The following is a 17,131-nucleotide window of genomic DNA, read 5'->3' as shown; positions in this document are numbered from 1 at the left end:
CCGGTGACACTCGACATGAGCCGCGAAAATGCGCTCGCCCAGCTTCTCCCCGGTTCGGTGCCGGTGCTGGTCGCCGATGCCGGCGGCACGCCATCGGCGGTGACCGCGCCGGTGGTGTCGCTGCCTGCCGGCACCTCCTCCTCGTCGGCCACCGCCGTGGCACTGCCGGTGGCCGTGCGCCAGGTCTCCGCGGAAGGCGGGCACCACCGCGTGCAGGCGCGCGAGACCTGGTACTCCATCGCCCGCGCCTACGACATCCATCCGGGCCAGCTCAGCGCCTACAACCAGAGCAGCCTGGGCACGCCGCTCGACATCGGCCAGGATGTCCGCATTCCCGGCGGCATGACAGCAGCCACGCGTCCGGCCCTGGCAGCCACCGGCATCATGCCGGCGGCGCAGGTCATCAGCATTGGCGACAGCGACCGCCGCGTCGAGCTGCGCCGCAAGGTGCTGCCGGGCGAAACCCTGGAATCGCTGCGCCGCCAGTACCAGGTCACGCTGGCCGAACTGCGCGCCTGGAACGGCAACCTGCAGCAGCTCAAGGCCGGGCAGACCGTGATCCTGCGCGTGCTGCCCGACATGCTGCAGGTCAAGGCCCTGTGACCGGGGCCTGACCACCGAGGAGCTTGGCCGGTGTCCGTTCTGCTGCGCGCCCTGACGATTTCCCTGCTGCTGCCGCTGGCCTCCCCGCTGGCCGCCGCGCCCGTGACCAGCCATGCGCTGACGCTGCGCGGCGCGCCCGCCCTGCCCGCCGGCTTCAGCCACTTCGACTACGTCAACCCGGATGCCCCCAAGGGCGGCCGCCTGCGCCTCGACGGGCTCGGCACCTTCGACAGCCTGAACCAGTTCATCAACAAGGGCATTCCGGCCGATGGCCTGAGCCGGATCTACGACACCCTGACCACCTCGTCGGAAGACGAGCCCATGACCCGCTACGGCCTGCTGGCGAAAAGCATCGAGCATGACCCGGACGATGCTTCCTGGGTGATCTACCGCCTGCGCCCGGAAGCGCGCTTCAGCGACGGCCGCCCGGTGCGCGCGCGCGATGTGGTGTTCAGCTTCGACATCATCCGCAGCCAGGGCGCGCCGGCATACAAGGCCTATTTCGCCGATGTCGCCAGCGTCGAGGCGCTGGACCCGCTGACCGTGCGCTTCCGCTTCCGCGGCAAGGACAATCACGAGCTGCCGATGATCGTCGGCGAGCTGCCCATCCTGCCCGAGCACTACTGGCGCAAGCGCGACTTCACCCGCGGCGGCCTGGACATTCCGGTCGGCAGCGGTCCGTACGTGATCGGCAGCCTGGAGCCCGGCCGCCGCATCAGCTACCGGCGCAACCCGGAATACTGGGGCCGCGACCTGGCGGTGAACCGTGGCCAGTACAACTTCGACGAGGTCAGCTACGTTTTCTACCGCGACAGCGGCGTGGCCTTCGAAGGCTTCAAGGCTGGCCAGTTCGACCTGCGCCAGGAGAACAAGGCCAAGACCTGGGCCACCGAGTACCGTTTCCCGGCCGTGCGCGACGGCCGTGTCGTGCTGCTGGAACAGCAGCACCAGAACCCGTCGCCGATGCAGGGCTTCGCCTTCAACCTGCGCCGCCAGCCGCTGGACGACCGCCGCGTGCGCGAAGCACTGAGCCAGGCCTTCGACTTCGAGTGGGCCAACCGCGCCCTCTTCTACGGCGCCTACCGCCGCACCCACAGCTACTTCGACAACTCCGAGCTGGCCGCGCGCGGCGAGCCGGCGGCGGCCGAGCGGCGCCTGCTCGAACCCTGGCGCAAGCAGCTGCCGGCTGCCGTCTTCGGCCCCGCCGTGATGGCGCCAGTCAGCCGCGGCGACGGCTACGACCGCGACAACCTGCTGCGCGCCCAGGCCATGCTCAAGGCCGCCGGCTGGCACTACCGCGACGGCGCCCTGCGCAACGCCGCCGGCCAGGCCATGCAGCTGGAAATGCTGCTGGTGCAGCCCGAGTTCGAGCGCATCGTGCAGCCGCTGAAACGCAACCTGGCCCGCCTCGGCATCCGCCTCGACATCCGCATCCTCGATGCCGCGCAGTACATCGAGCGCCTGCGCCAGTTCGACTTCGACCTCACCGTCACCGGTGTCCCGGCCTCGCTGTCGCCGGGCAACGAGCTCTGGGGCTACTTCGGCTCGCAGGCCGCCGACAGCCCCGGCAGCGGCAACCTCATGGGCCTGAAATCGCCGGTGGTCGACGCCCTCATCGGCCAGATCACCCGCGCCCGCACCCGCGAGGAACTGGTCACAGAAGTGCGCGCGCTCGACCGCGTGCTGCGCGCCGAATGGCTGATGATTCCGCAGTTCCACATTCCCACCTACCGCATCGCGCGCTGGGACCGTTTCGGCCTGCCCGAGCGCCCGCCCCGCCACGGTACCGGCATCGACGCCTGGTGGTGGGACGCGGCCAGGGCCGCCCGCCTCGAGCGCCGCAGCCGCGCCGCAGCCGATGACGGCGCCGCGGACACCGCACCGGCCTCTGGAGAACCGCGCTGATGGCCAGCTACATCGCCCGTCGCCTGCTGCTCATGATCCCGACCCTGTTCGGCATCCTGCTCATCAACTTCCTGATCATCCAGGCCGCGCCCGGCGGCCCGGTGGAACGCACGCTGGCGCAGTTGCAGGGGCTGGGCGCGAGCATGGGCGCCGGCGGCGCGGTCGGCGGCGGCGGCGACCTGGCTTCCGCCGGCGGCGGCCACGGTCCCGGCGGCTATCGCGGCAGCCAGGGCCTGAGCGCCGAGCTGGTGGCGGAGATCGAGCAGCAGTACGGCTTCGACAAGCCGCCGGCGGAACGCTTCTGGAAGATGATCACCGACTTCGCCAGCTTCGACCTCGGCGACAGTTTCTACCGTGACATCCCCGTGCTCGACCTGGTGCTGGAGAAGCTGCCGGTGTCGCTGTCGCTGGGCCTGTGGAGCACGCTGCTGATCTACCTGATCGCGGTGCCGCTGGGCATCCGCAAGGCGCTGGCCCCGGGCAGCCGCTTCGATGTCTGGAGCAGCGGCGTGATCATCGTCGCCTACGCCATTCCCGGCTTCCTGTTCGCGCTGCTGCTGATCATATTGTTCGCCGGCGGCAGCTACTGGCAGTGGTTCCCCATGCAGGGCCTGACCTCGGAGGACTTCGCCAGCCTGTCGGCCTGGGGCAAGCTGCTCGACTACGCCCACCACATGGTGCTGCCCACGGTCTGCCTGACCCTCGGCGGCCTCGCCACGCTGACGCTGTTCACCCGCAACAGCTTCCTCGAGGAGCTGCAGAAGCAGTACGTGCTGACCGCGCGCGCCAAGGGCGCCGACGAGCGCCGCGTGCTGCTCGGCCACGTCTTCCGCAACGCCATGCTGATCCTCATCGCCGGCCTGCCGGCGACGCTGTTCGGCATCCTGTTCACCGGCGCCTTCCTGATCGAGATCATCTTCAACCTCGACGGCCTCGGCCTGCTCAGCTACGAGTCGGTGATCAACCGCGATTACCCGGTGATCTTCGGCACCCTGTTCCTGTTCACCCTCATGGGCATGCTGCTGCGCCTGCTCGGCGACCTCTGCTACCGGCTGGTGGACCCGCGCATCGACTTCGCACGGAGCGCGTCATGAACCAGCCCGCATCGGCCGCGCCACCGCTCTTCTCGCCGCTGACCCGGCGCCGCTTCGCCCAGTTCCGCGCCAACCGCCGCGCCTGGTGGTCGCTGTGGCTGCTGTTCGGCATCTTCGTGCTCACGCTCGGTGCCGAGCTGATCGCCAACGACAAGCCGCTGCTGGTGCGCTACCAGGGCGAGTTCATCATGCCCGTCTTCCAGGAGGTGCCGGAGACCCGCTACGGCGGCGAATTCGAATCGCCGACGGTATACCGCGACCCGGCCGTGCAGGCGCTGATCAACGACCAGGGCTGGATGCTCTGGCCGCTGATCCGCTTCAACGCCGACACCATCCACTTCGAGCGCGCCGAACCGACGCCGTCACCGCCCACCAGCGACAACTGGCTGGGCACCGACGACCAGGGCCGCGATGTGCTGGCGCGCCTGATCTACGGCGTGCGCACCTCGCTCGCCTTCGCCTTCCTGCTCACCCTGGCCACCGTGGTGCTCGGTGTCGGTGCCGGCGCCGCGCAGGGCTACTGGGGCGGCTGGGTCGACCTGGTCGGCCAGCGCCTGACCGAGATCTGGTCCGGGCTGCCGGTGCTGTTCATGCTCATCATCCTGTCGAGCCTGGTCACGCCCGGCTTCTGGTGGCTGCTGGCGCTGCTGGCGCTGTTCAGCTGGACCGACCTCAGCGGCCTGGTGCGCGCCGAGTTCCTGCGCACGCGCCAGCTCGACTACGTGCGCGCCGCGCGCGCGCTCGGCGTCCGGCCCTGGACGCTGGTATGGCGTCATGTCCTGCCCAATGCCATGGTGACCACGCTGACCATGCTGCCGTTCATCTTCACCGGCGCCATCGGCCTGCTGACCTCGCTGGACTTCCTCGGCTTCGGCCTGCCGCCGGGCTCGGCTTCGCTGGGCGAGCTGATCGCCCAGGGCAAGAACAACCTGCAGGCGCCCTGGCTGGGCCTCACCGCCTTCTTCAGCCTGTCCGTCCTGCTCACCCTGCTGGTCTTCATTGGAGAGGGGCTGCGCGATGCCTTCGACCCGCGTCACGTCAACCCCTGAGGCAGCCACCCGCGCGCACGACGGGGCCAGCCGGCAAAACGCCGATGCGGCACTGCTGGAGATCGACGGCCTGCACATCCGCACCCGTGACGGCCAGCCGCTGGTGCACGACCTGTCGCTGACGCTGCACGCCGGCGAATGGCTGGCCGTGGTCGGCGAGTCCGGCTCCGGCAAGTCGCTGAGCGCGCTGGCCTGCCTGCGCCTGCTGCCGCCGGCGCTGGTCGCCAGCGGCGACATCCGCTTCGCCGGGGAATCGCTGGCCGGCATGAGCCGCAAACGCCTGCTGAGGCTGCGCGGCGGCGACGTCGGCATGGTCTACCAGGAGCCGCTGACCGCGCTCAACCCGCTGCACCGCATCGGCAAGCAGCTGGTCGAGGCCATCCGCCTGCACCAGCCGGTGGGCGACGCGCAGGCGCGCAAGCAGGCGCTGGCGCTGCTGCGCGAGGTCGGCATTCCCGAACCCGAACGCCGGCTGCAGGCCTGGCCGCACGAGCTGTCCGGCGGCCAGCGCCAGCGCGTGGTGATCGCCATGGCACTGGCCAACCGCCCGCGCCTGCTGATCGCCGACGAGCCCACCACCGCGCTCGATGCCCTGCTGCAGACGCAGATCCTCGACCTGCTGCGGCAATTGCAGCGCAGCCGCGGCCTGGCTGTCCTGCACATCAGCCACGACCTGCCGCAGGTCCGCCGCTACGCCGACCGCGTGGCGGTCATGCGCGCCGGGCGACTGGTCGAACAGGCCGAGACCGCCACCCTGTTCGCGACACCGGCCGAGGACTACACCCGCACGCTGCTGCAGCCGCTGCAGGATCAGGCGCCCGCCACCCTGCCCGAAGCCTCCGCGGCCCTGCTCACCGTCAGCCGCCTGGGCGTGCGCTACCCGCGCCAGAGCAACTGGCTGGGCCGCGTCACCGACTGGCACCAGGCCGTGCGCGACCTCGGCCTGACGCTGCGCAAGGGCGAAGCCCTGGGCATCGTCGGCGAGTCCGGTTCGGGCAAGTCCAGCCTCGCCGCCGCCCTGCTCCGGCTGGTGCCTGCGGAAGGCCGCGCGGTGCTGCTCGGACGCGACTGGCTGAGTCTGCGCGGCGAACCGCTGCGCCAGGCGCGCCGACATGTGCAGATGGTATTCCAGGACCCCTACGGCAGCCTGAGCCCGCGCCTGACCGTGGGCGACCTGATCGCCGAAGGCCTGCACGCGCACCAGTCGCTGTCCGCCGCCGACAGCGACCGCGCCGTGGTCGAGGCCCTGCGCGCAGTGAAGCTGGACCCGGAAACGCGGCACCGCTATCCGCACGAGTTCTCCGGCGGCCAGCGCCAGCGCATCGCGCTGGCGCGCGCGCTCATCCTGCGACCGGCGCTGATCGTGCTCGACGAACCCACCTCGGCGCTCGACCGCCACACCCAGGGCGAGGTCGTGCGCCTGCTGCGCGACATCCAGCAGCAGACCGGCATCGGCTACCTGTTCATCAGCCACGACCTCGCCGTGGTGCGCGCGCTCTGCCATCGCGTGCTGGTGCTGCACGACGGCCGTGTCGTCGAACAGGGCGACAGCGCGCGCGTTTTCGCCTCGCCGCAGCACGCGTATACCCGGGCGTTGCTGTCTGCGCTCCCGACCTGACTTTTGTGGCATAGGACGGATGGATGACATCCAGCCGGCATGGAATCCGCCTATACTCGGGCCGTTCTGGCCTAAGCCATCACTAGACAGGAGCAACAGATGGGCATGATGACCGGCAAGCGCGTACTCATTGTGGGTATCGCCAGCAAGCTTTCGATCGCATTCGGCATTGCGCAGGCCATGCACCGTGAAGGCGCCGAACTCGCCTTCACCTATCAGAACGAGAAGCTGCGCGGCCGCGTCGAGGAATTCGCCGCCCAGTTCGGCTCCACTCTGACCTTCCCCTGCGACGTCGCCTCCGATGACGAGATCCGCGAAGTCTTCGTCTCCCTCGGCAAGCACTGGGACGGCCTCGACGTGCTGGTGCATTCGGTCGGCTACGCCCCGGGCCACGAGCTGGAAGGCAACTACGTCGATGTCACCACCCGAGAAGGCTTCCGCATCGCCCACGACATCAGCTCGTTCAGCTTCGGCGCCCTCGCCCAGGCCGCCAAGCCGCTCATGCTGGGCCGCAACGGCAGCATCCTGACCCTGACCTATCTCGGTGCCGAGCGCGTGGTGCCGAACTACAACGTCATGGGCCTGGCCAAGGCCTCGCTGGAAGCCAACGTGCGCTACCTCAGCGCCAGCCTCGGCCCGGACGGCATCCGCGTCAACGGCATCTCCGCCGGCCCGATCCGCACACTGGCCGCCAGCGGCATCAAGGACTTCCGCAAGATGCTGTCCTACAACGAAGCCGCCACGCCGCTGCGCCGCAACGTCACCATCGAGGAGGTCGGCAACGCCGCCGCCTTCCTGAGCTCCGACCTAGCCTCGGGCATCAGCGGCGAGATCCTCTACGTCGACGGCGGTTTCAACACCGTTGCCATGCCGTCGCTGGACGCGATCTGAGCCGGCCAAGGCCGGCGCCATGAGCGCCCCATGAAAAAAGCCCGCATATGCGGGCTTTTTTCATGGGGCAAGCCGGGCTGTCGAAGACAGGCCCGGCCGCCCGGTCGACGCCTCAATCAGCCGAGGCGGACTTGTGCAGCTTCACCTTGGCTTCCTGCTTGAGGAAGCCGAGCACGTCCTGCAGCTCCTGCTGGCCGCGGTTCTGCGCCAGCATGCCCTGGGTCACGCTGCGCTCTTCCGGCGCCAGCGCCTCGCCCGGCTTCACGGCGGTGACCTGCAGCACGGCGGCGGCATCACCCAGCTTCACCGCAACGGCGACCGGCTTGCCGTCGACCGGACGCGGCGCGCGGAAGACATCGGTGAGCAGCTCCGGCGAAGCCAGCACGGTGCGGCGACCGACACCGGCCTGGGTCTGCAGGCTCAGACCGGCAGCGGCGGCGGCTTCGGCCAGCGACTTGCCCTTGCTGGCATCACGCACCTTCTCGGCCTCGGCCAGCGCCAGGGCCAGGGCCTTCTGCTGCTTCAGGCGGGCCTGGATGGCATCCGACACCTCGGCCAGCGGCAGCTTGCGCGCCGGCTGGTGGCTAGCGAGACGCAGCCAGAGCGTGCTGCCATCCTTGAGCGTGATGGCGGCGGAGTTCTTGCGATCCTTCACCACGTCGTCGCTGAAGGCCGTGTCGACGACACGGCGCTCGGCCGCGATACCGGCACCGCCGGTGCGCTCGAACAGCGGCGTGGTCTGCACGCCGATCTGGTTCAGACGCGCCGGCTCCTGCAGGTCGGCGGACTCGTAGACCTCGGCATCCAGCTTCTCGACGGCATGGCTGTAGAGCTCGTCGGCCTTGGCTTCGCGGGCCTCCTTCTCCAGAGCCGGACGCAGCGACTCCAGGCTGGGCACGTCCGGACGACGGATATCGGCGAGCTTGATCAGGTGATAGCCGAACTGGGTCTTGATGACCGCCGACACGTCACCCGGTCTGGCCAGACCGAACAGGGCGCTGTCGAACTCCGGCACGTACATGCCGTGAGCGGCATAGCCGAGGTCGCCACCATTCGGTGCCGAAGCCGGATCCGAGGAGTTGGCCTTGGCCAGCGCGGCGAAGTCGGCGCCTTCGGCGACCTCCTTGGCCAGCTTCTCGATCCGGGCCTTGGCATCGGCATCCTTGGTCTTGTCATCGACCGCGATGAGGATGTGCGAAGCACGGCGTTCCTCGTTGGCGGACAGAACCTTGATGCGCTCGTCGTAGCGGGCCTGGATGTCTGCCGGCTCGACCTTGGCCTGTGCGGCGAACTGGTCGCGGGTCAGCAGCAGGTACTGCACGCTGACCTGCTCCGGCGTGCGGAAACGGTCACCGGACTTGTCGTAGTCGGCCTTGATCTCGGCTTCGGACACCGTGGCCTGGGCCTGGAAGCGGCTGGCCGGGATCACGGCGTAGGAGACGTCACGCTGCTGGCCGTCCAGCGCCGCCAGCTGGTCCAGCTCGGCGGTGGTGACGAACGAGCTCATCAGCCAGCCGGAGAGACGCTGCGTGGTGACGATCTCCTGGCGCGCTCGCGCCGGGAAGGTCTTCGGCGTCTCGCCGATCTGGCTCAGCGCCAGCATGTAGCGCTGCGGCGAGAACTGGCCGCCTTCCTGGAAGGTCGGCGTGTCGCGGATCAGCTGCTGCACGGTGGCATCGGAGACGCGGTAGCCGGCGCGTTCGGCAGCATCGGTGAGCAGCTGGCGCTGGATCAGGCTGTCCAGCACGCGCTCGCGCAGGACGGCCTGTTCGCTGGCGCTGAGGACGGCATCCGGCCCCATGCGTGCCAGCAGCTGCTGACGCTGGTTGTCCACCGCGCGGTCGAGCAGGCTCTGGTTGATCTCGTTGCCGTCCACCTCGGCCACCACCGGATCGGAGCTGCCGCCGAAATAGGACTCGATGCCCACGAACACAAACGGGATGGCCAGAAGCGCGAGCAGGCTCTTGCCCAGCCAGCCGCGTACCATTTCACGAAATTCTTGCATGGAGACCTACAGCCGAATCAGAAGTCCTGCCCCTGCAGGATGAAAAAAGCGCGCCGATCAGGGCGCGCTCTCGAGGTATGCCGGAACGCCTTGCGGCAGGGCATCAGCCGTTGACGGCGTCCTTCAGACCCTTGCCGGCCTTGAAGGACGGGGTCTTCGAGGCGGCGATCTTGATTTCCTTGCCGGTCTGCGGGTTGCGGCCGGTGCGGGCGGCGCGCTCCTTGACGGCGAAGGTGCCGAAGCCGACGAGGGTGACTGCGTCACCAGCCTTCAGGGCGGCGGTCACGGCAGCAACCGTCGCATCCAGAGCACGGCCGGCATCGGCCTTGGTCAGGTTGGCGGCGTCGGCGATGGCGTCGATCAGTTCAGACTTGTTCACAGGTAGTCCCCTTCAATGTGCGATGAAAAACCGTTTTGATTGTTGTGTGTTCCGCTGGCGACACGACGTCTGTCGCCCGAGTGGATGGATTTATAAAACGCCCTCTTGCGGGGGGTCAAGCAAAACTCCGCGAAATCGCCCCGAAGACGGCAAAAATACAGCCCGGCAGCCGGTCAATGGTGACTGGCCGCCGGGATTTCACGCTTTTCGACCCGTGCCAGACCCTCGGCATAGGCCTCCTCGCTGAGCGGCACCGGCTGCTGCGTGAGCGCGATCGCCAGCACTTCGTCGATCCATTTCACCGTGCGGATCTCCAGCGCCGACTTCACCGTTTCCGGAATGTCCTTCAGGTCGCGCGCGTTCTCGTCCGGGATGATCACCGTGCGCACGCCGCCGCGATGCGCCGCCAGCAGCTTCTCCTTCAGGCCGCCGATGGGCAGCACCTGGCCGCGCAGCGTGATCTCGCCGGTCATGGCGACATCGGCACGCACCGCGATGCCGGTCAGCACCGAGGCCAGCGCCGTGCACATGCCGATGCCGGCGCTCGGACCGTCCTTCGGCGTAGCGCCCTCGGGCATGTGGATGTGGATGTCACGCTTCTCCCAGGTGTCCGGCGCCAGGCCGAGCACGCGGGCGCGCGAACGCACCACGGTCATGGCCGCGCGAATGGATTCCTGCATGACATCGCCCAGCGAGCCGGTCATGACCGCCCCGCCCTTGCCGGGCACGGCAGCGGCCTCGATGGTGAGCAGCTCGCCGCCCACCGAGGTCCAGGCCAGGCCGGTGACCTGGCCCACCTGATCCTCCGCCTCGGCCTTGCCGTAGTTGAACTTGCGCACGCCGAGGTAGTCCTCGAGACGGGCCTCGTCGACCGTCAGCGGGCCGCTGCGCGTGCCCATGACCGCCTCCTTCACCGCCTTGCGGCAGATCTTGGCGATCTCGCGGTCAAGCGAGCGCACGCCGGCCTCGCGGGTGTAGTAGCGCACGATGTCGCGGCAGGCGCCTTCGCTCAGCGACAGCTCGTCCGGCTTCAGGCCGGCGGCCTCCAGCTGCTTCGGAATCAGGTACTGGCGGGCGATGCCGACCTTTTCGTCCTCGGTGTAGCCGGGCAGGCGGATGATCTCCATGCGGTCCAGCAGCGGCGCCGGAATGTTCATGGAGTTCGCGGTGCACAGGAACATGACCTCGGACAGGTCGTAGTCGACCTCCAGGTAGTGGTCGTTGAAGGCCTTGTTCTGCTCCGGATCGAGCACCTCCAGCAGCGCCGACGACGGATCGCCGCGCATGTCGGAAGCCATCTTGTCGATTTCGTCGAGCAGGAACAGCGGATTGCGCACGCCGACCTTGGACAGCTTCTGGATCAGCTTGCCCGGCATGGAGCCGATGTAGGTGCGGCGGTGACCGCGGATCTCGGCTTCGTCACGCACGCCGCCCAGCGCCATGCGCACGAACTGGCGGTTGGTGGCCTTGGCGATGGACTGGCCGAGCGAGGTCTTGCCCACGCCCGGCGGGCCGACCAGGCAGAGCACCGGGCCGTTGAGCTTCTTCACCCGCGACTGCACGGCGAGGTACTCGAGGATGCGGTCCTTGACCTCCTCCAGGCCGAAGTGGTCGGCGTCGAGGATCTCGCGCGCCTTCTGCAGGTCGATGCGCACCTTGCTGCGCTTCTTCCAGGGCACGCCCAGCATCCAGTCGATGTAGNCAGCGGCAGGCCGGCACGCACCATGCGCTGTTCGATCTCCGACAGCTCGTCCTCGCCACCCTCGCCGAGATCGCCCAGCTCCTTCTGGATGGCCTTGATCTGCTCGTTCAGGTAGTACTCGCGCTGGCTCTTCTCCATCTGCTTCTTGACGCGGCCGCGGATGCGCTTCTCGACCTTGAGCACATCGATCTCGGACTCCATCAGCGCCATCAGGTGCTCGACGCGCTCCTGCACCGGCAGGATATCGAGGATGGCCTGCTTCTCCTCCAGCCGCAGCGACAGGTGCGCGGCGATGGTATCGGCGAGGCGGCCGGGCTCGTCGATGCCGGCCACCGAGGTCAGCACCTCGTTGGCGACCTTCTTCGAGAGCTTGACGTACTGGTCGAACTGGCCCAGCAGCGTGCGTGCCAGCACCTCTGCCTCGGCACGCACCAGGTCCTCGGCGGGGATTTCGCGCAGGCCGGCGATCAGCGCCTGGTCGCGCTCCTCGACATCGGTCAGCTCGGCGCGACGCAGGCCCTCGACCAGCACCTTGACGGTGCCGTCGGGCAGCTTCAGCAGCTGCAGGATCTGCGCCACGGTGCCGATCGCGTAGAGGCCGGGCTGGCGCGGGTCATCCTCGGCGGCATCCTTCTGCGACACCAGGAAGATCTGCTTGTCGGCGGCCATGGCCTGGTCCAGCGCCTCGATCGAGCGCTCGCGGCCCACGAACAGCGGAATGACCATGTGCGGGTAGATGACGACATCACGCAGGGGCAGCAGCGGAAGCTGCAGTCGCTCAGACACCATGCTTGTTCTCCGGACTCTGCCGGGGCCGTTTTCCCCGGGCACATGTCTGCTTTCTGGGGGAGATGCAGGTGGATTACAAGGTCGTCATGGCGGCTTTGATCGAAAAGCCGACAAAAAGAGTCAGGAAAGCAAAGACCGGGCACCGCTCCGGCGTGCCGCCAGCTGGCGCCGGCGGACGGAGCGCCGACCATGGCGGCCACAAAAAAGGGCCCGAGCGGGCCCTTTTTTGCACATCCCGCACGGCGCCAGGCCGCGCGGCGAACTTACTCCGGCACCACGCGCGCGGTTTCCGGGTTGTCATAGACCAGCAGCGGATCGGACTCGCCCTGCACCACCTTCTCGTCCACCACCACCTTGCTGACGCCTTCCAGCGACGGCAACTCGTACATGGTGCCGAGCAGGATGCCCTCGAGGATGGAGCGCAGGCCGCGCGCACCGGTCTTGCGCTCCAGCGCCTTGCCAGCGATGGCCTTGAGCGCCTCGGGACGGAACTCCAGCGCAGCCCCCTCCATGTCGAAGAGCTTGCCGTACTGCTTGGTCAGCGCGTTCTTCGGCTCGGTCAGGATCTGCACCAGCGCTTCCTCGTTGAGCTCGGTCAGCGTCGCCACCACCGGCAGGCGGCCGACGAACTCCGGGATCAGGCCGAACTTGACCAGATCCTCGGGCTGCACGCTCTGGAACAGCTCGCCCGTGCTCGGCGCCTTGGACACGCTCTTCACCGAAGCGCCGAAGCCGATGCCGCCCGGCTCGGAGCGCTGCTGGATGACCTTGTCCAGGCCCGCGAAAGCGCCACCGACGATGAACAGGATGTTCGAGGTGTCGACCTGCAGGAACTCCTGCTGCGGGTGCTTGCGGCCACCCTGCGGCGGCACGCTGGCAATGGTGCCCTCGATGAGCTTGAGCAGCGCCTGCTGCACGCCCTCGCCCGACACGTCGCGAGTGATCGACGGGTTGTCCGACTTGCGCGAGATCTTGTCGATCTCGTCGATGTAGACAATGCCCGTCTGCGCCTTCTCGACGTCGTAGTCGCACTTCTGCAGCAGCTTCTGGATGATGTTCTCGACATCCTCGCCGACATAGCCGGCTTCCGTCAGCGTGGTCGCGTCGGCGATGGTGAACGGCACGTTGAGCAGGCGCGCCAGCGTTTCGGCCAGCAGCGTCTTGCCCGAGCCGGTCGGGCCGATGAGCAGGATATTGCTCTTCGACAGCTCGACCTCGGTGCCGCGGCTGCCCTGGGCCTTCTTCATGCCCGCGCGCAGGCGCTTGTAGTGGTTGTACACGGCCACGGCGAGCACGCGCTTGGCCTGGTCCTGGCCGATGACGTAGTCATCGAGCGTGGACTTCAGCTCGCGCGGCGTCGGCAGCCGGTCGGCCGTCTTCTCGTCGGTCTTGTCCTGCACTTCCTCGCGGATGATGTCGTTGCAGAGATCGACGCACTCGTCGCAGATGTAGACCGACGGGCCCGCGATCAGCTTGCGGACCTCGTGCTGGCTCTTGCCGCAGAACGAACAGAACAGCAGCTTGCTGTCCCCGCCCCGTCTTTCTTCCGTCATTCCTGCCCCTCTGTTGCCCGGCCTGCCACTGCCGCCGGGCTGTCTTTATCTGTAACCGAAGCCCGCGTCCGGGTCTTACGGACGCTTGGCCAGCACCTGGTCGATCAGACCGTACTGGCGGGCATCATCCGCCGTCATGAAGTTGTCGCGATCCGTATCACGCTCGATCTTCTCGATGGGCTGACCGCTGTGCTCGGCCAGCAGCTCGTTCAGGCGGTGCTTGATCTGCAGGATTTCCTGCGCGTGGATGGCGATGTCCGAGGCCTGGCCCTGGAAGCCGCCCAGCGGCTGGTGGATCATCACGCGCGAGTTGGGCAGGCAGAAACGCTTGCCCTTGGTGCCCGCCGAGAGCAGGAAGGCGCCCATGGAGGCGGCCTGGCCGATGCAGGTGGTGGACACGTCCGGCTTGATGAACTTCATGGTGTCGTAGATCGCCATGCCCGCCGTGACCGAACCGCCCGGCGAGTTGATGTAGATATGGATGTCCTTGTCCGGATTGACCGACTCCAGGAACAGCAGCTGCGCCACCACCAGGTTGGCCATGTGGTCCTCGACCTGGCCGACCAGGAAGATCACGCGCTCCTGCAGCAGGCGCGAGTAGATGTCGAAGGCGCGCTCGCCGCGTGCCGACTGTTCGACCACCATGGGCACCAGGCCCAGGTTGCGGGGCTCCATGCCCTGCGGGATACCTGCCGAGTAATCGATCTTCATGTGAAATCCTGTGTGAACGGATGCGTGATGACACCGGCCCTGCCGCCATGCCCCGGGACGCGAAGCCCCGCGGGCGCACAAAAAAACACTCCCGGGCAGTCAGGGACATACACCGGGAGTGTCATGGCAGAGCAGCCCGAGGTCAAGGCCGCGGGCAGCGGACCGCGCGATCAGCGAGCAGTCGAACGCACCACGTCGACGTACTTGGCGGCCTGGTCGGTGACCTGGGCTTCACCCAGCACCGCATCGACCACCTGGTCCTCGAGCACCAGGGCTTCGACCTGGGCCAGCTGCTCGCGGTTGCCGTAGTAGTAGTTCACCACGTCTTCCGGAGTCTCGTAGGACTCGGCCACTTCCTCGACCAGGACGCGCACGCGCTCCTGATCCACTTCCAGGGCCTTGTCCTTGATGATCTGGCTGATCAGCAGGCCGAGGGAGACGGAGCGCTGAGCCTGCTCGGCGAACAGCTCGTCCGGCAGCATCTTCGGGTCCAGCTTGGCGCCGCCGCCGAACTGCTGGAACATGGCCTGGCGCTGACGGTTGATCTCGTTGGCGACCAGGGCCTTGGGGGCCTCGACCGTGTTGCCGGCCAGCAGCGCATCCATGATCTGGGTCTTGACCTTGTTCTTCACCGCCTGCTTCAGCTCGCGGGTCATGTTCTTGCGCACGTCTTCGCGGAACTTCTCGAGGCCGCCGTCCTTGACACCGAAGGCCGACAGGAAGGCTTCGTCGACGGCCGGCAGCACCTGCTTGCTGACCTTGTGGGCGGTGATCTTGAACACCGCGGCCTTGTCGCGCAGGTGCTCGGCCTGGTAGTCGGACGGGAAGGTCACGTTGATGTCGCGCTCTTCACCGGCCTTGATGCCGACGATGCCGGTCTCGAAGCCCGGGATCATGCGATTGGAACCCAGCACCAGGTCGAAGTTCTGCGAGGTGCCGCCTTCGAAGGCCTCGCCGTCGATGGTGCCGGCGAAGTCCAGGGTCACCTTGTCGCCATCGGCGGCGGCATCGCTGCTGTCTTCGAAGGTTGCGCGCTGCTTGCGCAGGTTCTCGATCATTTCATCGATGTCGGCATCGCTGATCTCGACCACCGGGCGCTCGACCTTGATGTCGCCGAAGCCGGCCAGCGCCAGTTCCGGATAGACCTCGACCAGGGCGGTGAAGGCCAGGTCTTCGCCAGCCTTGTCGGTCACTTCCTCGATGCTCGGGAAACCGGCCGGGTTCAGCTTTTCCTGGGTCACGGCTTCGTAGAAGCTGTCACGGATGATCTCGCCCAGGGCTTCCTGGCGGATGGACTCGCCGAAACGCTTCTGCACCAGGGAAAGCGGCACCTTGCCCGGACGGAAGCCATCCATGCGGATGGTGCGGGCGGCCTTGGCCACGCGCGCGCTGACGTCCTGGTCGATCTTGGCGGCAGGCACCACCACCTTGACGCGGCGTTCCAGGTTGGAGACGGTTTCAACAGTGACTTGCATGACAACCTCAGCAAATGGGTAGGAGTCCTGGCGGACGGAAAACGGGGCTCGCGGCAGCACCTGCCGAAAAGCAAGGGTCAGGATTATAGAGAAAGCCGGACAGAATGAAAGACCGCCATCGGCAGGAGCGCGCAGCCCCGGTACCACCGCAAGCCCTGCACGCCCGATGCCCCCGGCAGCGACGGCTGCCCTGGCTGGTGCGAGCATCTGCCCGCCGTTGCCTGGCTGCCTCTGCCCGCGCTGTTTCCATCTATATAGGACATGCGTGGCATGCGGCCCCATCGTCGCCACATGCCGAAACTTTCGGCAGTCGAGCGCCAGGCGCGATATATTGTGTTGACGCTCCGGGGGCATCTCCGTAATATGCGCCCTCGCAATGAGGCACGCCGGTTCGGCAGTTCAGGCTGCAAGATCGGGGTATAGCGCAGTCCGGTAGCGCGCCTGCTTTGGGAGCAGGATGTCGGGGGTTCGAATCCCTCTACCCCGACCAAAAGCTCCCAGGTCTGGCACAAGCGGAATGCGCTCGTAGCTCAGCTGGATAGAGCATCGGCCTTCTAAGCCGAGGGTCGCAGGTTCGAGCCCTGCCGGGCGCGCCAACCCTCATGCGAAAATGTGGTGGCCGTAGCTCAGTTGGTAGAGTCCCGGATTGTGATTCCGGCTGTCGTGGGTTCGAGTCCCATCGGCCACCCCACCCCCTCCGCTCCGGCGGTGGATGTTGTAGAATGTAGTACCCCCGCGTCACCCTGCGGGCCGTTAGCTCAGTTGGTAGAGCAGTGGACTCTTAATCCATTGGTCGAAGGTTCGAATCCTTCACGGCCCACCAAATTCGATGCCCTCCCGGGACCACCGGGCGGGAAATGAAAAAGCCCCGCTATGCGGGGCTTTTTCATTTCTAGTGCGCCGGCTTGCCAGCCCTGTGACGACACGGCATGCCGGCCCGCAGGAAACCCGCGATAGCCCGCGGCAATGATGCTGCTCATCGCCAGGCGCGCGTCACCACGAGCTTGCGCAGGAGGCAGGAGCAATCAGCGGCGGGCGTCGAGACTTTCCTTGTAGAAATACTCGGCAGCACGCTTGAGAAAATTGATTTCAGAGCGGAGCACATCATTTTCCTTGGTCAGACCGGTGATCTCGTCCGTCAGCCGGCCGATCTCCGATCTCAGATGCACAAGCTCCTCATGGAGGGAGGGCTGTTCCGTCATGGAATAAATACCGCCAAATACCTGCGCCACCGTTTGTAAAAACTGTAGCAAATCAAGTGGATCAAGATGTATTCATGTGTGATGCATCGTAAACCAGAATCCATGAAAAACGTCATGGCAAGGTCGCTGAGTTTTTATTGATATATGTTTTGCAT

At 67.0% G+C, this 17,131-nt stretch carries 12 protein-coding genes, 4 tRNA genes and 1 pseudogene; 10 read left to right on the top strand and 7 right to left on the bottom strand.

Annotated elements, in window-relative coordinates; all coding sequences use genetic code 11:
* The 6 genes from C5O18_RS01400 to C5O18_RS01375 form a co-directional block, all read left to right on the top strand.
* On the top strand, window positions 1–603 hold a 603-nt coding region (locus C5O18_RS01400; protein WP_206389681.1), incomplete at its 5' end, for a LysM peptidoglycan-binding domain-containing protein.
* A gap of 30 nt (window positions 604–633) precedes the next feature.
* Window positions 634–2,508, top strand: a complete 1,875-nt coding sequence (locus C5O18_RS01395; RefSeq protein ID WP_105191092.1) for an extracellular solute-binding protein — start codon at window positions 634–636, stop codon at window positions 2,506–2,508.
* Window positions 2,508–3,602: a microcin C ABC transporter permease YejB gene (yejB, locus tag C5O18_RS01390; RefSeq protein WP_105191091.1), complete on the top strand. Its 1,095-nt coding sequence runs from the start codon at window positions 2,508–2,510 to the stop codon at window positions 3,600–3,602. The genes C5O18_RS01395 and yejB overlap by 1 nt, the downstream gene beginning before the upstream one ends.
* A complete protein-coding gene (locus C5O18_RS01385; RefSeq protein ID WP_105191090.1) occupies window positions 3,599–4,651 on the top strand; it encodes an ABC transporter permease in 1,053 nt (350 codons plus the stop codon). The genes yejB and C5O18_RS01385 overlap by 4 nt, the downstream gene beginning before the upstream one ends.
* Window positions 4,620–6,269, top strand: a complete 1,650-nt coding sequence (locus C5O18_RS01380) for an ABC transporter ATP-binding protein (protein ID WP_105191089.1) — start codon at window positions 4,620–4,622, stop codon at window positions 6,267–6,269. The genes C5O18_RS01385 and C5O18_RS01380 overlap by 32 nt, the downstream gene beginning before the upstream one ends.
* Before the next feature lie 99 nt (window positions 6,270–6,368).
* Window positions 6,369–7,160 carry an enoyl-ACP reductase FabI gene (locus tag C5O18_RS01375; RefSeq protein WP_105191088.1) on the top strand — a complete coding sequence of 264 codons (792 nt, stop codon included), beginning with the start codon at window positions 6,369–6,371 and terminating at the stop codon, window positions 7,158–7,160.
* A gap of 112 nt (window positions 7,161–7,272) precedes the next feature.
* Here C5O18_RS01375 and C5O18_RS01370 read toward each other — a convergent pair whose 3' ends face one another.
* The 6 genes and pseudogenes from C5O18_RS01370 to tig all read right to left on the bottom strand — a co-directional run bounded on the left by C5O18_RS01370 (window position 7,273) and on the right by tig (window position 15,774).
* The gene (locus tag C5O18_RS01370; protein WP_105191087.1) at window positions 7,273–9,165 is read right to left on the bottom strand and encodes a SurA N-terminal domain-containing protein; all 1,893 of its coding nucleotides are present in this window, start codon (window positions 9,163–9,165) and stop codon (window positions 7,273–7,275) included.
* A gap of 103 nt (window positions 9,166–9,268) precedes the next feature.
* A complete protein-coding gene (locus C5O18_RS01365; RefSeq protein ID WP_105191086.1) occupies window positions 9,269–9,544 on the bottom strand; it encodes an HU family DNA-binding protein in 276 nt (91 codons plus the stop codon).
* A 193-nt stretch (window positions 9,545–9,737) separates the two neighbouring features.
* A pseudogene (lon, locus tag C5O18_RS01360) lies at window positions 9,738–12,035 on the bottom strand (endopeptidase La); the annotation flags it as partial.
* A 263-nt stretch (window positions 12,036–12,298) separates the two neighbouring features.
* Window positions 12,299–13,588, bottom strand: a complete 1,290-nt coding sequence (gene clpX / locus C5O18_RS01355; protein WP_105191085.1) for an ATP-dependent Clp protease ATP-binding subunit ClpX — start codon at window positions 13,586–13,588, stop codon at window positions 12,299–12,301.
* Window positions 13,589–13,663: 75 nt separating this feature from the next.
* Complete coding sequence (gene clpP, locus C5O18_RS01350; protein ID WP_105191094.1) at window positions 13,664–14,263, bottom strand: ATP-dependent Clp endopeptidase proteolytic subunit ClpP; 600 nt, start codon at window positions 14,261–14,263, stop codon at window positions 13,664–13,666.
* Between the two features lie 206 nt (window positions 14,264–14,469).
* A complete protein-coding gene (gene tig, locus C5O18_RS01345; RefSeq protein WP_105191084.1) occupies window positions 14,470–15,774 on the bottom strand; it encodes a trigger factor in 1,305 nt (434 codons plus the stop codon).
* A 413-nt stretch (window positions 15,775–16,187) separates the two neighbouring features.
* On the opposite strand from tig, the gene C5O18_RS01340 reads away from it, so the two are divergent.
* The 4 genes from C5O18_RS01340 to C5O18_RS01325 all read left to right on the top strand — a co-directional run bounded on the left by C5O18_RS01340 (window position 16,188) and on the right by C5O18_RS01325 (window position 16,597).
* Window positions 16,188–16,264, top strand: a tRNA-Pro gene (locus C5O18_RS01340).
* Window positions 16,265–16,293: 29 nt separating this feature from the next.
* Window positions 16,294–16,370 (top strand) — tRNA-Arg (locus C5O18_RS01335).
* A 19-nt stretch (window positions 16,371–16,389) separates the two neighbouring features.
* Window positions 16,390–16,465, top strand: a tRNA-His gene (locus C5O18_RS01330).
* Window positions 16,466–16,521: 56 nt separating this feature from the next.
* Window positions 16,522–16,597, top strand: a tRNA-Lys gene (locus C5O18_RS01325).
* A gap of 202 nt (window positions 16,598–16,799) precedes the next feature.
* On the opposite strand, the gene C5O18_RS10285 is transcribed toward C5O18_RS01325, so the two are convergent.
* On the bottom strand, window positions 16,800–16,976 hold the full coding sequence (locus C5O18_RS10285) for a hypothetical protein (RefSeq protein WP_158249230.1): 177 nt from the start codon (window positions 16,974–16,976) through the stop codon (window positions 16,800–16,802).
* Window positions 16,977–17,131 lie beyond the last annotated feature (155 nt).

Source organism: Amnimonas aquatica, assembly GCF_002943415.1.
Lineage (GTDB): Bacteria > Pseudomonadota > Gammaproteobacteria > Pseudomonadales > Moraxellaceae > Perlucidibaca > Perlucidibaca aquatica_A.
Note: the sequence above shows the minus strand (reverse complement) of the source record. Positions and strands in the feature narration are given on the sequence as shown.

What these genes read in the sequence shown, in the direction of transcription:
- yejB (WP_105191091.1), top strand. Translation starts at nt 2,508, where the DNA reads ATGGCCAGCTACATCGCCCGTCGCCTGCTGCTCATGATCCCGACCCTG.
- C5O18_RS01385 (WP_105191090.1), top strand. Translation starts at nt 3,599, where the DNA reads ATGAACCAGCCCGCATCGGCCGCGCCACCGCTCTTCTCGCCGCTGACC.
- C5O18_RS01380 (WP_105191089.1), top strand. Translation starts at nt 4,620, where the DNA reads ATGCCTTCGACCCGCGTCACGTCAACCCCTGAGGCAGCCACCCGCGCG.
- C5O18_RS01375 (WP_105191088.1), top strand. Translation starts at nt 6,369, where the DNA reads ATGGGCATGATGACCGGCAAGCGCGTACTCATTGTGGGTATCGCCAGC.
- C5O18_RS01370 (WP_105191087.1), bottom strand. Translation starts at nt 9,165, where the DNA reads ATGCAAGAATTTCGTGAAATGGTACGCGGCTGGCTGGGCAAGAGCCTG.
- clpX (WP_105191085.1), bottom strand. Translation starts at nt 13,588, where the DNA reads ATGACGGAAGAAAGACGGGGCGGGGACAGCAAGCTGCTGTTCTGTTCG.
- clpP (WP_105191094.1), bottom strand. Translation starts at nt 14,263, where the DNA reads ATGGAGCCCCGCAACCTGGGCCTGGTGCCCATGGTGGTCGAACAGTCG.
- tig (WP_105191084.1), bottom strand. Translation starts at nt 15,774, where the DNA reads ATGCAAGTCACTGTTGAAACCGTCTCCAACCTGGAACGCCGCGTCAAG.
- C5O18_RS10285 (WP_158249230.1), bottom strand. Translation starts at nt 16,976, where the DNA reads ATGACGGAACAGCCCTCCCTCCATGAGGAGCTTGTGCATCTGAGATCG.